This window comes from Streptomyces anulatus (genome assembly GCF_014650675.1).
In the GTDB taxonomy this organism is placed as follows: Bacteria; Actinomycetota; Actinomycetes; order Streptomycetales; family Streptomycetaceae; genus Streptomyces; species Streptomyces anulatus.
Genome location: NZ_BMVK01000008.1, coordinates 303,861 through 316,576 on the forward strand (window position 1 = coordinate 303,861; position 12,716 = coordinate 316,576).

Genomic DNA, 12,716 nt, shown 5'->3' on the forward strand with positions numbered 1-12,716 from the left:
TCCCCGTACTGCCGTGTCGCGCGTTCTACGCCGCCGTCGCCAGCTGCTCGCGCGGGACGAAGCGGACGTGCGGGCGGCCCGGGCGGAGGTCGACCTTCAGGCGGAGGCCGCCGACGCGGGCGAGGGCGAAGCCGACGCCCAGGGCGGCGATCACCGAGATCGCGCCGCCGGCCGCGAAGCCGGTGCGGGCGCCGTACGTGTCGCTGATCCAGCCGACGATCGGGGCGCCCACCGGCGTACCCCCGGCGAAGACCATCATGTACAGGCTCATCACCCGGCCCCGCATCTCCGGGTCGGCGGCCATCTGGACGCTCGTGTTCGCGGTGATGTTCGTGGTCAGGCCGAGCATGCCGATCGGGACCAGCAGGATCGAGAACAGCCAGACCGACGGGGACAGCGAGGCGGCGATCTCCAAAAGCCCGAACGCCGTGCCCGCCGCGACCAGCATCCGCAGCCGGGTGGAGCGGCGACGGGCCGAGAGCAGTGCGCCGGCCAGCGAACCGGCCGCCATCAGGATGTTGAAGAAGGAGTACAAGCCCGCGCCGCCGTCGAAGATCTCGTCGGCGTAGGCGGTCAGCCAGATCGGGAAGTTGAAGCCGAACGTGCCGACGAAGCCGACCAGGACGATCGGCCAGATCAGCTCGGGGCGGCCCTTCACGTAGCGCAGGCCCTCGCGGAGCTGGCCCTTGGCGCGGGGGACGGTCACCGAGGCGTGCATCTCGTTGGTGCGCATCATCAGCAGGCCGACGAGCGGGGCCAGGAAGGAGAGGCCGTTGAGCAGGAAGGCCCAGCCGCTGCCGACCGTGGTGATCAGGACGCCCGCGACTGCGGGGCCGATGAGCCGGGCGGACTGGAAGTTCGCCGAGTTCAGGCTGACCGCGTTGCGCAGTTGCGCGGGGCCGACCATCTCGGAGACGAACGACTGGCGGGCCGGGTTGTCGACGACGGTCACCATGCCGAGGAGGAAGGCGACCAGATAGACGTGCCAGACCTCCACGACCCCGGCCAGGGTCAGGACGGCCAGCGCGATGCCGCACAGGCCGAGCAGGGCCTGGCTGACGAGCAGGATCTGCCGCTTCGGCAGCCGGTCGGCTATGACGCCGCCGTACAGGCCGAAGAGCAGCATCGGGAGGAACTGCAGGGCCGTCGTGATGCCGACGGCGGTGGCGCTACCCGTCAGGCTCAGCACGAGCCAGTCCTGCGTGATGCGGGACATCCAGGTACCGGTGTTGGAGATCACGGCGCCCGTGGCGAACAGGCGGTAGTTACGGATCTTCAGCGACGAGAAGGTCCCGCCGGTCTTGCTCTCGTGGGTGGAAGTCGGTGCGGGGGCGGAGTCTGCTCCGGATCCCGTACTCAAAAGGGTTCGCCTCCTCGGGCGTCTGCGGCGTTCGGTCCGACGAGGACGTGACGACGGGCGCTCCGGCGGTGATCCGGGACAGACCGGAAGGTGCTTCCGGTCCGGCGGCGGATCATCGTCGGCGCGCCCGCGGGGTCACAGGTGGGCGAGCTTCTCCAACACGGGCGCGGCGGCCCGAAGCGTCTCCCACTCGTCCTCGTCCAGGCCCTCGGCGAGGTGGGACAGCCAGGCGTTCCGCTTGGTGCGGCTCTCCGCGAGCATGGCCTCGGCCTGCTCGGTCTGGCTGACCCTCTTCTGCCGACGGTCATCGGGGTGCGGTTCCAGCCTGACCAGCCCCTTCGCCTCCAGCAGCGCGACGATGCGGGTCATCGACGGGGGCTGCACGTGCTCCTTGCGGGCCAGCTCACCGGGGGTGGCCGAACCGCAACGGGCAAGGGTGCCGAGCACCGACATCTCGGTGGGGCTCAGCGACTCGTCGACACGCTGGTGCTTCAGGCGACGGCCCAGCAGCATCACGGCGGAGCGGAGGGAGCTCACGGCGGCGGCACTGTCGCCGTCGTGGATCAGGTCAGGCATGTTTGTTAGCGTAACTCATTACCCAACCTAAATACCACCCGATGGTACACGCGCGAGAAACTGGTCACCCGAACGAGTGAGTTAGAAGCGGAAAGTGACGCAAAGAGCGCTCCGGGGCGGCGACCCTGCTGGACATGGGATCGACAGTGCTCAGCCTGCGGATAGACGGTGAGCTGCTCGACCGGCTCCGGCAGCACGCCGCGAAACGCGGAATGAGCGTCCAGGACTATGTGGTCCGGACGCTCATTCGCGACGACTTCGACGAACGCTTCACAGCGGCCGTCGAGGAGACGGAGAAGTTCTACGGCGACGCCCGAGGGAGCGTGACGCCACCGATCACGTGAGGCCGGGCCACGGCATCACGGAGGAACCGATCACGTGAGGCCGAGCGCCGGCATCGCGTAGTAGAAGACGAACACCGCCGAGACCACGTACATGGCCACCGGCACCTCGCGGCCGCGGCCGGCCGCCAGGCGCAGCACGGAGAAGGCGATGAAGCCGATGCCGATGCCGTTGGTGATCGAGTACGTGAACGGCATCATCACCATCGCGAGGAACGCCGGGACCGCGAGCGTGTAGTCGCTCCAGTCGATGTCCCGCACCGAGCCCGCGATGATCAGGAAGCCGACCGCCAGCAGGGCGGGAGTGGCCGCCTGCGACGGGACCATGGTCGCCAGCGGTGTGAGGAACAGCGCCACCGAGAAGAGCAGACCGGTCACCACGCTCGCCAGTCCGGTGCGGGCGCCTTCGCCGACGCCCGCGGTGGACTCCACGAAGCACGTGGTGGCGGAGGAGGAGCTCGCACCGCCCGCGGCGACCGCGATGCCGTCCACGAACAGCACCTTGTTGATGCCGGGGAAGTTGCCGTCCTGGTCCATCAGCTTCGCCTCGTCGCCGACGCCCAGGATGGTGCCCATCGCGTCGAAGAAGCAGGACAGCAGCACGGTGAAGACGAACAGCACGCCGGTCAGGACGCCGACCTTCTCGAAGCCGCCGAACAGGCTGACCTCGCCGAGCAGACCGAAGTCCGGCGCGGAGACCGGGTTGCCCGGCCATGCGGGCGTCGTCAGACCCCACGCCCCGTCGGGCAGGCCGGCCACCGCGTCGATGACCAGGGCGACGACCGTCATGGCGACGATCGAGATCAGGATCGCGCCGGGCACCTTGCGCACGATCAGCGCGAGCGTGAGCAGCGCGCCGAGGACGAAGACGAGTACCGGCCAGCCGTCGAGGTGGCCGCTGCCGCCGAGCTGGAGCGGCACGGTGGTGTGCGCGGCGTCGGGAATGCGCGAGACGAAGCCGGAGTCGACGAGGCCGATCAGCAGGATGAAGAGGCCGATACCGATCGCGATGCCCTTGCGGAGCGACTTCGGCACGGCGTTCATCACGCGTTCCCGCAGCCCGGTGGCGACCAGCAGCATCACCACGATGCCCGCGAGGACGACCATGCCCATCGCGTCCGGCCAGCTCATCCGGGGAGCGAGCTGGAGCGCGACGACCGTGTTGACGCCGAGGCCGGCGGCGAGCGCGATCGGCACATTGCCGATGACGCCCATCAGCAGGGTGGAGAACGCGGCGGACAGCACGGTGGCGGTGACCAGCTGACCGTTGTCGAGCTGGTTGCCGTACATGTCCTTCGCGCTGCCCAGGATGATCGGGTTGAGCACGATGATGTACGCCATCGCGAAGAACGTGGCGAACCCGCCGCGGAACTCGCGGGCGACGGTCGACCCCCGCTCGGAGATCTTGAAGAACCGGTCCAGGCTGCCCTGGGACTGCGGAGCCGAGGGGGGCGGGGAGTCGACCGGAGCGGGGGCCGAGGGGGGCATGGGTGACCTCAGTCGTACGTAGAGGGGGTGGGCGCAGTGGGACGGCAGATGATCGAAATTGGATGTTCAGACGAACAATTCGAGCCAACCCAAAGCAGATTCAGTATGAATACATCAAGCGAAGATCGCTATCTCCGCGCGTAGACCCGCGTGGCCCCTGGGGCCGACCGGCCCGTACACCCCCCGATCAGGTGGCCCCATACACTGAACTCATGGAGAAGTGGACACCGAAGCACGAGGCGCCCGAACCCCTGGAGGGCCCCGTCGTCGCCACCGTCGTCGGCGGCACGATCCTCTGGTTCGTCCTCTTCCTCGCCCAGCTCCCCTTCTACGGCTGGTTCGCCGACCGCGGCCACACCTGGTGGGTGTGGACCCCGCTGGCCGGCGCCGGGCTCGGCCTGATCGGCATCTGGTACGTCCGGGGGCGCGACGCCGCCCTCAAGCGGCACGCGGCCAAGGTCGAGGCCAAGGACGCCGCGGGGGCCGAGGCGGCGGACAGCGCGCTGGGCGGCGACCCGGCGGGACGCACCGACCGGACCGCCTGACACCGCCCCCGGGCCGCCCGCATCCGTCTCCGTGCGACACCTGAGCAGGACGCCTCCGCGAAGCTCCCGTACGACCTCGGTGCCGACTTCGTCCTCCCCTGGTCGGATCTTCGCCCCTCCGGCGGGTGATTCGCCGCGCACGCCCGTACCGTCGAACCCATGACGCAGCGGGCACTCGATTCCTCCGGGGAGCAGACCCCCGGATCCTCCCGGCCGACCATGATCGACGCGGGGGCGGAACTCGACCCCGTGCACCCCATGGAGCCACCGCCGGCCCGCCGGCCCGACGGTCTGAGCACCGCCGAGGTCGCCGAACGGGTCGCGCGCGGCGAGGTCAACGACGTACCCGTACGGTCCTCGCGCTCGGTCACCGAGATCGTCCGGGCCAACGTCTTCACCCGGTTCAACCTGATCATCGGCGTGCTCTGGGTGATCATGCTGTTCGTCGCGCCGATCCAGGACAGCCTCTTCGGCTTCGTGATCGTCGCCAACACCGGCATCGGCATCATCCAGGAGTGGCGGGCCAAGAAGACCCTGGACAGCCTCGCGGTGATCGGCGAGGCGAAGCCGACGGTGCGGCGCGACGGGGTCGCCGCCGAGATCTCCACCTCCGAGATCGTCCTCGGCGACCTGGTCGAGCTCGGCCCCGGCGACAAGGTGGTCGTGGACGGCACGGTCTCCGAGGCCGACAGCCTGGAGATCGACGAGTCGCTGCTCACCGGGGAGGCCGACCCGGTGATCAAGCGGGCCGGCGACCCCGTGATGTCCGGCAGCTTCGTCGTCGCGGGGGGCGGCGCGTTCACCGCGACCAAGGTGGGCCGCGAGGCGTACGCCGCGCAGCTCGCCGAGGAGGCGTCGCGCTTCACGCTCGTCCACTCGGAGCTGCGCAGCGGCATCAGCACGATCCTGAAGTACGTCACCTGGATGATGGTGCCGACGGCGATCGGGCTGATCATCAGCCAGCTGGTCGTGAAGGACAACAACTTCAAGGAGTCCGTCGCCAGGACCGTCGGCGGCATCGTCCCGATGATCCCCGAGGGGCTGGTCCTGCTGACCTCGGTGGCCTTCGCCATCGGCGTCGTACGGCTGGGCCGCAAGCAGTGCCTGGTGCAGGAGCTGCCCGCCATCGAGGGCCTCGCGCGGGTCGACGTGGTCTGCCTGGACAAGACGGGGACCCTCACCGAGGGCGGCATGGACGTCACGGAGGTCCGGCCGCTCAACGGGAGCGACGAGGCGTACGTGACGCAGGTGCTGCGGACCTTCGGCTCCTCGGACCCCCGGCCCAACGCCAGCCTCCAGGCCATCATCGACGCGTACCCGGCGTCCGGCGGCGACGCGCTTCCGGCGAGCGGCGGCGACGCGCTTCCGGCGTCCGGCGGCGACGCGGAGAGCTGGACGGTCACCGACGCGATGCCGTTCTCCTCGGCGCGCAAGTACAGCGGCGCGGCGTTGACGGAGGCCGACGGAACGGACTCCGTCTGGCTGCTCGGCGCCCCCGACGTCCTGCTGTCCGAGGGCGACGCGACCCTCACCGAGATCGAGCAGCTCAACGAGCAGGGCCTGCGGGTGCTGCTGCTGGCCCGTGCCGAGGGCGAGCTGGACGCGCCCGGCGCGGCGGCCGGGGCCGCCCCCACCGCCCTGGTCGTGCTGGAGCAGCGGCTGCGGCCGGACGCGGGCGACACGCTCGCCTACTTCGCCGACCAGAACGTGGCCACCAAGGTCATCTCCGGCGACAACGCGGTCTCGGTCGGCGCGGTCGCCGGGAAGCTGGGTCTCGCGGGCGCGGAGAACACGCTGGACGCCCGCCGGCTGCCCACCGACCCGGACGAGATGGCCACGGCCATGGAGGAGAACGCGGTCTTCGGCCGGGTCACCCCGCAGCAGAAGCGGGACATGGTCGCCGCCCTCCAGTCGCGCGGCCACACGGTCGCGATGACCGGCGACGGCGTGAACGACGTGCTGGCGCTCAAGGACGCCGACATCGGCGTCTCGATGGGTTCGGGCTCGGAGGCGACGCGGGCGGTGGCACAGATCGTGCTGCTGAACAACAGCTTCGCGACGCTGCCCTCGGTGGTCGCCGAGGGCCGCCGGGTGATCGGCAACATCACCCGGGTCGCGACGCTCTTCCTGACCAAGACGGTCTACTCGGTGCTGCTGGCGATCCTGGTGGTGTGCTTCCAGGTGGAGTACCCGTTCCTGCCGAGGCACCTGACCCTGCTGTCCACGCTGACCATCGGCGTCCCGGCGTTCTTCCTGGCGCTCGCGCCCAACAAGGAGCGGGCCCAGCCCCACTTCGTACGCCGGGTCATGCGGTACGCGATCCCCTCGGGCGTCATCGCGGCGGCGGCCACCTTCGCCACGTACCTGGTGGCGCGGCACTACTACAGCGGCGAGGGCGCGCTGGAGGCGGAGACGAGCGCGGCGACGCTGACGCTGTTCCTGGTCTCGATGTGGGTCCTGGCGATCATCGCCCGCCCGTACACCTGGTGGCGCGTCGGCCTGGTGGCGGCGATGGGGCTCGGCTTCCTGATCGTGCTCGTGGTGCCGTGGCTCCAGGGCTTCTTCGCGCTGAAGCTGGTGGGCGCGCCGATGCCGTGGACGGCGGTCGGCATCGCGGTGGCGGCGGCCGCCCTGCTGGAGTTCACCTGGCGCTGGGTGGGGCGGCGCTTCGGGATGTAGGGGGCGGGCCCGCGCAACCCCCGGGAAGCGCGGGCACGGGAAAGCCCCCGGGAGGACGGTGGTCCTCCCGGGGGCTTTCGCCTGTCGGTCCTACTTCACGTCGAGGTAGTCGCCCTTGGCCGAGACGGCCGGGGTGCTCGGCGTGCCGGCGAAGCTGTAGCGCCAGGTGCCGTCGGCCGAGGCCTTGACGGTGGTCTTCAGGGTGCCGGTCGAGCTGGTCTTGACCGTCTTGACGGTCGTGTAGCTCTTGGCGCCCTTCTTCTTGAACTGAAGCTTCACGGCCTGCTTGCTGTAGCCCTTGTACGTGCCGGTGTCCCAGTTCGCACGGGTCAGCTTGCCGGTGACCGTGATGGTCTTGCCCTTCTTCACGGGCTCCGGGGAGGCGTTCACGGTCAGCTTGGAGAACCGCTGGACGCGGACCTTGGAGACCGCGTCGCGCTCCAGTTCCTGGCCGTCGTTGGCACCGGCCGCCGCCCCGACGCGCCACCAGGTCGCGTCCGAGTTCAGCATCAGACCCGGGTCGAGGGTGATGGTGCCCTTGCAGGTCGTGGTGGTCGCGTTGACCACCTTGCAGGAGACCGACTTCTCGTTCGGGCCGAAGCCGAAGCTGTTCTCGTCGTCGACGGACGAGCCGATCCAGATGAACACGGCGGCGCCGGCGATGCCGGAGTCGTCGGTGGCCGTCACGGTGTAGGGCACCGTCTGCTTCGACTTGGTGCCGACCACGATCGGCTTGCCGCCGTTGACGACCGCCGAGGTGATCTTCGCGTCGTCGGCCTGGGTGGCGGCGAACGAGCGCTTCGTCTTCTCCCCGGCCGAGGGCTGGGGGGCGGTGACTCCGTGGTCCACGGTCCACGAACGACCGTCATCGGCCTGCGCGGCCGGTACTGCGAGAGCGGAAAGGGCCAGGGCGCCGGAAACGGCGGCCACGGTGGCACGAATACGCATGTGTCCCCAAGTGGAGAAGGGGTCCCGGGGCGCGCTTGTGTCGTCAGCCCGGCGGGACCCATCTGATCCATGAGCCTCTTGGCTCACAGGAACAGACAGGCGAACCATGCCAATGGTTGTACGATCTATGACTTTTTCGTGAAGACCATTCGGGACGACCGTTCGGGACGACCGTGCGCCCGCCGCGAGCCCGTAGGAGCCGACGGCGGACGCACGGCGGCCGCTACTTGACGTCGACGAAGTCGCCCTTGGCCGAGACGGCCGGGGTGGTGGACGTACCGGCGAAGCTGTAGCGCCAGTAGCCGTCGGCCGAGGCCTTGACGGTCGTCTTCAGGGTGCCGGTCGAGCTGGTCTTGACCGTCTTGACGGTCGTGTAGCTCTTGGCGCCCTTCTTCTTGAACTGGAGCTTCACGGGCTGGTTGGTGTAGCCCTTGTACGTCTTGGTGTCCCAGTTGGCACGCGTGAGCTTGCCGGTCACGGTGAGGGTCTTGCCCTTCTTCACCGGCTCCGGGGAGGCGTTCACGGTCAGCTTGGAGAACCGCTGGACGCGGGCCTTGGCGTGGGCGTCGCTCCAGATGAAGTCTTCCTGGCCGCCGGTGGCCGCGAGCGCTCCGGCTGCGACGTTCCAGGTGCCGGCGAGGCCGCTCGTGTAGAGGTCTTCGGATCGCGGGTCGACCGTGACCGAGACGGTGCACGTGGAGGTGGTCGGGTCGGCCGAGACCTTGCAGTTGCCGAACTTCTGGGTGGGGCCGAGGAAGCCGTCGACCTCGTCGACGTGACCGTGCCACAGGTAGGCGAACGCGTCTTCGATGCCGGACGGCGTCGAGGCCGTGATCGCGATCGTGAACTTCTGCTTGGACTTCGTGCCCACCACGATGTTCTTGCCGCCGTTGACGACGACCTTCTTGATGACGGGCGTCTCGACGGCACGGGCGGCGCGGGCATCGGCGGCGGGCGCGCCCGGCTCGGCGGCGAAGACATCGGCGCCGGACGGCACGCTGAAGCCCGCCTCCGGCTTCTCGTCGGCCTGAACGGCCGGTACGGCAAGAGCGGAAAGGGCCAGGGCGCCGGAAACGGCGGCCACGGTGGCACGAATACGCATGTGTCCCCAAGTGGAGAAGGGGCCCCGGGGCGCGGTTGCGTCGTCAGCCCGGCGGGACCCGTCTGTTGCTGTGAACCTGTTGGCTCACAGGTACAGACAGGCCGCACAGGTGAACGGTTGTGCGTGGTTGTGACTTTTCTGTGAAGCCCGCGCCCCTCGGTGCGGCCACCGCCCGGAGGGACTCAGTCGAACCAGCGGTCCCGGGCCAGCTCCTCCGTCCGGGACGGGTCCTCCAGCAGGGCCGCGACCTCGAAGCGGCGGGGCCACTGGTCCGCCGCCCAGGCCAGGCCGGCCGCCACGCCCTCCAGCGTCGCGGCGTGGACGACCCCGTCCGGGGTGCGGCGCCAGTCCAGTTCGACGCCGCCCGCGCGGAGTTCGGAGTGCTCGACGTACGTGTCCGGGGTGCCGGGACCGAGCAGGACGCGGACCGGCTCCGGTACGCGGTGCTCCTCGCCCTCACTCGTCACCCCGGCCTCGATCGTCTCGCCGAGCCGTCGCACCTGGAGCAGCTCGGCCAGTTCGGCGGCGCGGGACGGGGCGACCGGCAGCAGGGGCAGGCCCTCCGTCAGCGGCAGCACGTCGGGGGCGTCCGCGATCACGGCGTCGGCCGCGTCGACCACCGCCACGTCGCCGTCCACCACCGCGCGCAGCTCGTCCGGCAACGTCACCTGGTCCGGGTCCAGTTCGGCCAGCGCCGTGTAGAGCGCGTGCAGTTGTACGGGAGTGACGGGCCGGTCCTCGTCGGCCAGCCGGCCCAGCAGTTCGGCCGCACCGCCCGGCTCGTCCAGCAGGGCCGCGACCGAGGTGCGCACCCCGAGGGCCCGCAGCACCTGGGCGTCGTCGAAGCCGGTCGCGTCCACCGCGTCGTACAGCCCGGCCAGCCGGGGGTCGCCGCCCGCCGCGCGCAGTCCGGCCGGGCGGCGGCCGTCCAGCACGGGGTGGTCGCGCAGCCACCACGCGGTGTACGGGCGCACGGACTGCGTCGTGCCGTCCGGGAGCAGCACCCGCACCGGCTGCGTCAGCGCGTCGCGCAGCGGCGGCCGGGCCAGCATGGCGAGCGCCTGCGGCCAGGCGTCGTCGTCGACCAGGTCCAGATCCCGTACGGCGACGATCTCGGTGGCGACGGGCGGCACGGGGGTCTCCGGCAGCTGGTCGAGGAGGTCCTCGCACCACACGTCGACGGCGTCCAGCAGCCCGGCGTCGTCGGGTTCGGCGAAGTCGCTGTCGCGGGGCTCCAGTTCGTCCGGGTCCAGGACGACGTCGGTGGCCCGTACGAGGGCGAAGGTGGCGAGCACCCCGCAGGCGGTGAGCGGGCCCTCGCCCCAGCGGTCGGCCAGCTCCTGGTCGGTGAGGGCGAGTTCACCCTCGCGCATGACCTGCGCGAACGGGCTCCCGGGAAGGACGAGTTCACCCGCCGGGGCCGGTTCGCCGTCCTCGTCGGGGAGGGCGAGCGCGCCGAGCCAGGGCTCGTCGCCGGGGGCCAGCTCGGCGTCCCGGACGAGGGTGAGCACGGTCTCGGCCAGCTCGTCGCCGTCGAGCGCGTCCTCGTCCCAGATCTCCCCCGCGTCCAGCGAACCGGCGACGGCGGCCCGCACCTGAGGGGTCGTCAGCACGGCGCGGGGCGTGGCGGGCAGGGCCCCGAGCTTCTCCAGCAACGGGTGCGCGGCGTCCGGGTGGGCGACCTTGAGGCCGAGGCGGGAGAGCCGGGCGAGGACGGGGCCGGTGAGCGCGTCCGGAAGCGGCAGCAGGATCTGCCTCGGTCCGATCGTGGTGCGCGGCGGGCGCCCGGCCCGCTCGTCCTCCGGGTCGCCCGCGAGCGGAACGGGAAGCCCGGAGAGCCGGTCGGGATCGGTGCCCGCGAGGCTGTCGTAGAGCCGGTGCCACCAGGCGGGGTCGCGCTCCAGACCGGCGAGGCGGTCGATGGCCTCGGTCAGGGGAACACGGGCGACGCCGAGGGTGCGCAGCTCGGTGCGCCGCTCCAGGCCCGCGGGCAGCAGACAGGGCAGCACCTCGGCGAGGACCCGTACGGTCTCGGCCCCGACCCCTTCGACGACCTCGGCCTCCACGGGCCGCAGGGCAGCGGTGTCGGGGGCGGAGGCGTCGGAGGCGGCCTCGCGGTCCTCACGGTCCCAGTCGTCGGCCCAGCTCTGCCCGGCCTCGGGGTCCCGGGGCGCGGCGGGCTCCAGGAACGCGACCCGGGGCAGCCGGGCCAGGATCGCGCCGCGCAGGGCCCCGTCCAGGCCGCCCTTGCCCAGCGGCCCCGGCACCAGGTCGATGGTCCCGGTCGACACGGGCCGCCAGGAGCCCAGCAGCTCCGCGTACGCGTCGGCCGCCCGCTCCACCAGGAAGTCGGTCAGCGGCCCCGGCGCGGGGTGCCTGCGGGCGGTGTCCAGCGGGAGGGAGGCGATGAGCAGGGCGGGGATGCCGAGCGGTTCGTCGGTGGGCGTCGGGGCGTGCACGACGGGTGCCGTACGGGGGTGGAGCGGGGCGCCCGCCTCGTCGACCGGGACCGCCCAGGTCACCGACCAGTGCGGGCGCAGCCGCTCCTCGACCGGGCGGTCGGCGAGCAGGGCGGGCTCGATGGGCCCGTGGTGGAGAACGGTGCGCCAGCGGCCCAGGCCGTGGGCGGAGTCGTCGATGTGCGTGTACGGGCCGTGGGCCGAACGGCTCAGGGTCCGCGTCCCGTCCGGGGTCTCGATGACGACCTCGTCCAGGCCGGGCAGGGTAAGCAGCAGCGCGTCGTCCACGGCGGCCAGCAGCCGGGCCACCAGGTCCTCGGCGGTGCCGTCGCGCAGCGGCAGCACGACGACGGTGTCGTACCCCTCGGGCGCGGAGCCCTCGGCGGGCAGCGGCAGGCGCAGCAGCGGTACGTGTCCGTCGCGGCGGCGCAGCTCGTCCCCGAGGCCGGGGCTGCCGACGGCCGCCTGGCGGGCCAGCTCGCGCGCCTCGGCCAGGGACCAGCGCACGCCGCCGTGCCGGCCGAGCACCGCGGGCTCGTCGCTGACCGCGAGGACCGCGGCGAACCCGACGCCGAAACGGCCGACGGAGGACTCGTGGCCCTCGCGCTTGGCGGAGGCCCGCAGGGTGCTCAGGGACTCCACGCCGGTGGCGTCGAGCGGTGCGCCGGTGTTCGCGGCGGCCAGCACGCAACGGTTGTCCGGGTCGCCGGGGGCGGCGGGGTGCAGGGTGAGGCGGAGCCTGCCGGGGACGCGGGCGCGGGCGGCGGCGTCGGCGGCGTTCTGGGCCAGCTCGACGACGAGGCGGTCGCGGTAGCCGCCGAGCGCGAGGTCCTCCTCGGCGTTGGCGTCCTCCCGGAACCGGGCGGGCCCGGCCCCCCACGCGTCGAGCACGCCGCGCCGCAGCCGTGCCGTCCCGAACGGATCGGCCCCCTCGGTCGCCTTCATGCTCACGCTCTCGACTCCGTCCGCTGGGTGGGGGACCGCGTATGCCTGTGCGGCCCAGTGTGCGCCCGAAGGTACCGCGCGCGCCGCCCCCGCCGTACCGGCAAGCCCGGCCAACCCAGCCCGTCCGGCGATTGAGGACGGAACCCTTGCCCGGGTGGGCGTGCACGGAGAAGGTCCCTGGAGCCCAGCACCCTCGCAGCGGCAGCCGCCACCACGTCAACGGTTCCGTCCTCAAACGCCGGACGGGCTGGAGGGGTCACCCCGCACCGCTGG

9 protein-coding genes are annotated in these 12,716 nt (G+C 71.5%); 3 read left to right on the forward strand and 6 right to left on the reverse strand.

Features of this window, described 5'->3' with window-relative positions; translation table 11 throughout:
* Positions 1 to 25: 25 nt before the first annotated feature.
* Both IE272_RS22160 and IE272_RS22165 read right to left on the reverse strand, forming a co-directional pair.
* Positions 26 to 1,360 carry an MFS transporter gene (locus IE272_RS22160; protein WP_050361241.1) on the reverse strand — a complete coding sequence of 445 codons (1,335 nt, stop codon included), beginning with the start codon at positions 1,358 to 1,360 and terminating at the stop codon, positions 26 to 28.
* Between the two features lie 135 nt (positions 1,361 to 1,495).
* Positions 1,496 to 1,936 (reverse strand): MarR family winged helix-turn-helix transcriptional regulator, encoded by a 441-nt coding sequence (locus IE272_RS22165; protein WP_007452526.1) that lies wholly within the window; start codon positions 1,934 to 1,936, stop codon positions 1,496 to 1,498.
* A 134-nt stretch (positions 1,937 to 2,070) separates the two neighbouring features.
* On the opposite strand from IE272_RS22165, the gene IE272_RS22170 reads away from it, so the two are divergent.
* Positions 2,071 to 2,280 (forward strand): hypothetical protein, encoded by a 210-nt coding sequence (locus IE272_RS22170; RefSeq protein WP_073740655.1) that lies wholly within the window; start codon positions 2,071 to 2,073, stop codon positions 2,278 to 2,280.
* A 30-nt stretch (positions 2,281 to 2,310) separates the two neighbouring features.
* On the opposite strand, the gene IE272_RS22175 is transcribed toward IE272_RS22170, so the two are convergent.
* Positions 2,311 to 3,765, reverse strand: coding sequence for an NCS2 family permease (locus IE272_RS22175; RefSeq protein ID WP_050361242.1), 1,455 nt, complete (start codon positions 3,763 to 3,765; stop codon positions 2,311 to 2,313).
* Positions 3,766 to 3,977: 212 nt separating this feature from the next.
* Here IE272_RS22175 and IE272_RS22180 point away from each other — a divergent pair, with 212 nt between their 5' ends.
* Entirely contained in the window at positions 3,978 to 4,310 is a 333-nt protein-coding gene (locus IE272_RS22180; protein WP_056701525.1) for a DUF2530 domain-containing protein, read from the forward strand.
* A 159-nt stretch (positions 4,311 to 4,469) separates the two neighbouring features.
* Positions 4,470 to 6,989 carry an HAD-IC family P-type ATPase gene (locus IE272_RS22185; RefSeq protein ID WP_190007634.1) on the forward strand — a complete coding sequence of 840 codons (2,520 nt, stop codon included), beginning with the start codon at positions 4,470 to 4,472 and terminating at the stop codon, positions 6,987 to 6,989.
* Between the two features lie 90 nt (positions 6,990 to 7,079).
* On the opposite strand, the gene IE272_RS22190 is transcribed toward IE272_RS22185, so the two are convergent.
* The 3 genes from IE272_RS22190 to IE272_RS22200 form a co-directional block, all read right to left on the reverse strand.
* Positions 7,080 to 7,937: a DUF5707 domain-containing protein gene (locus tag IE272_RS22190; protein WP_057664985.1), complete on the reverse strand. Its 858-nt coding sequence runs from the start codon at positions 7,935 to 7,937 to the stop codon at positions 7,080 to 7,082.
* 223 nt (positions 7,938 to 8,160) lie between these two features.
* Positions 8,161 to 9,039 (reverse strand): calcium-binding protein, encoded by an 879-nt coding sequence (locus tag IE272_RS22195; protein WP_190007635.1) that lies wholly within the window; start codon positions 9,037 to 9,039, stop codon positions 8,161 to 8,163.
* 182 nt (positions 9,040 to 9,221) lie between these two features.
* Positions 9,222 to 12,443 carry a sacsin N-terminal ATP-binding-like domain-containing protein gene (locus IE272_RS22200; protein ID WP_190007669.1) on the reverse strand — a complete coding sequence of 1,074 codons (3,222 nt, stop codon included), beginning with the start codon at positions 12,441 to 12,443 and terminating at the stop codon, positions 9,222 to 9,224.
* Between the last annotated feature and the right edge of the window lie 273 nt (positions 12,444 to 12,716).

Excerpts from the sequence above, each read along its gene's own strand:
- IE272_RS22200 (WP_190007669.1), bottom strand. The coding sequence starts at position 12,443 with ATGAAGGCGACCGAGGGGGCCGATCCGTTCGGGACGGCACGGCTGCGG.
- IE272_RS22175 (WP_050361242.1), bottom strand. The coding sequence starts at position 3,765 with ATGCCCCCCTCGGCCCCCGCTCCGGTCGACTCCCCGCCCCCCTCGGCT.
- IE272_RS22195 (WP_190007635.1), bottom strand. The coding sequence starts at position 9,039 with ATGCGTATTCGTGCCACCGTGGCCGCCGTTTCCGGCGCCCTGGCCCTT.
- IE272_RS22185 (WP_190007634.1), top strand. The coding sequence starts at position 4,470 with ATGACGCAGCGGGCACTCGATTCCTCCGGGGAGCAGACCCCCGGATCC.
- IE272_RS22190 (WP_057664985.1), bottom strand. The coding sequence starts at position 7,937 with ATGCGTATTCGTGCCACCGTGGCCGCCGTTTCCGGCGCCCTGGCCCTT.
- IE272_RS22165 (WP_007452526.1), bottom strand. The coding sequence starts at position 1,936 with ATGCCTGACCTGATCCACGACGGCGACAGTGCCGCCGCCGTGAGCTCC.
- IE272_RS22180 (WP_056701525.1), top strand. The coding sequence starts at position 3,978 with ATGGAGAAGTGGACACCGAAGCACGAGGCGCCCGAACCCCTGGAGGGC.
- IE272_RS22170 (WP_073740655.1), top strand. The coding sequence starts at position 2,071 with ATGGGATCGACAGTGCTCAGCCTGCGGATAGACGGTGAGCTGCTCGAC.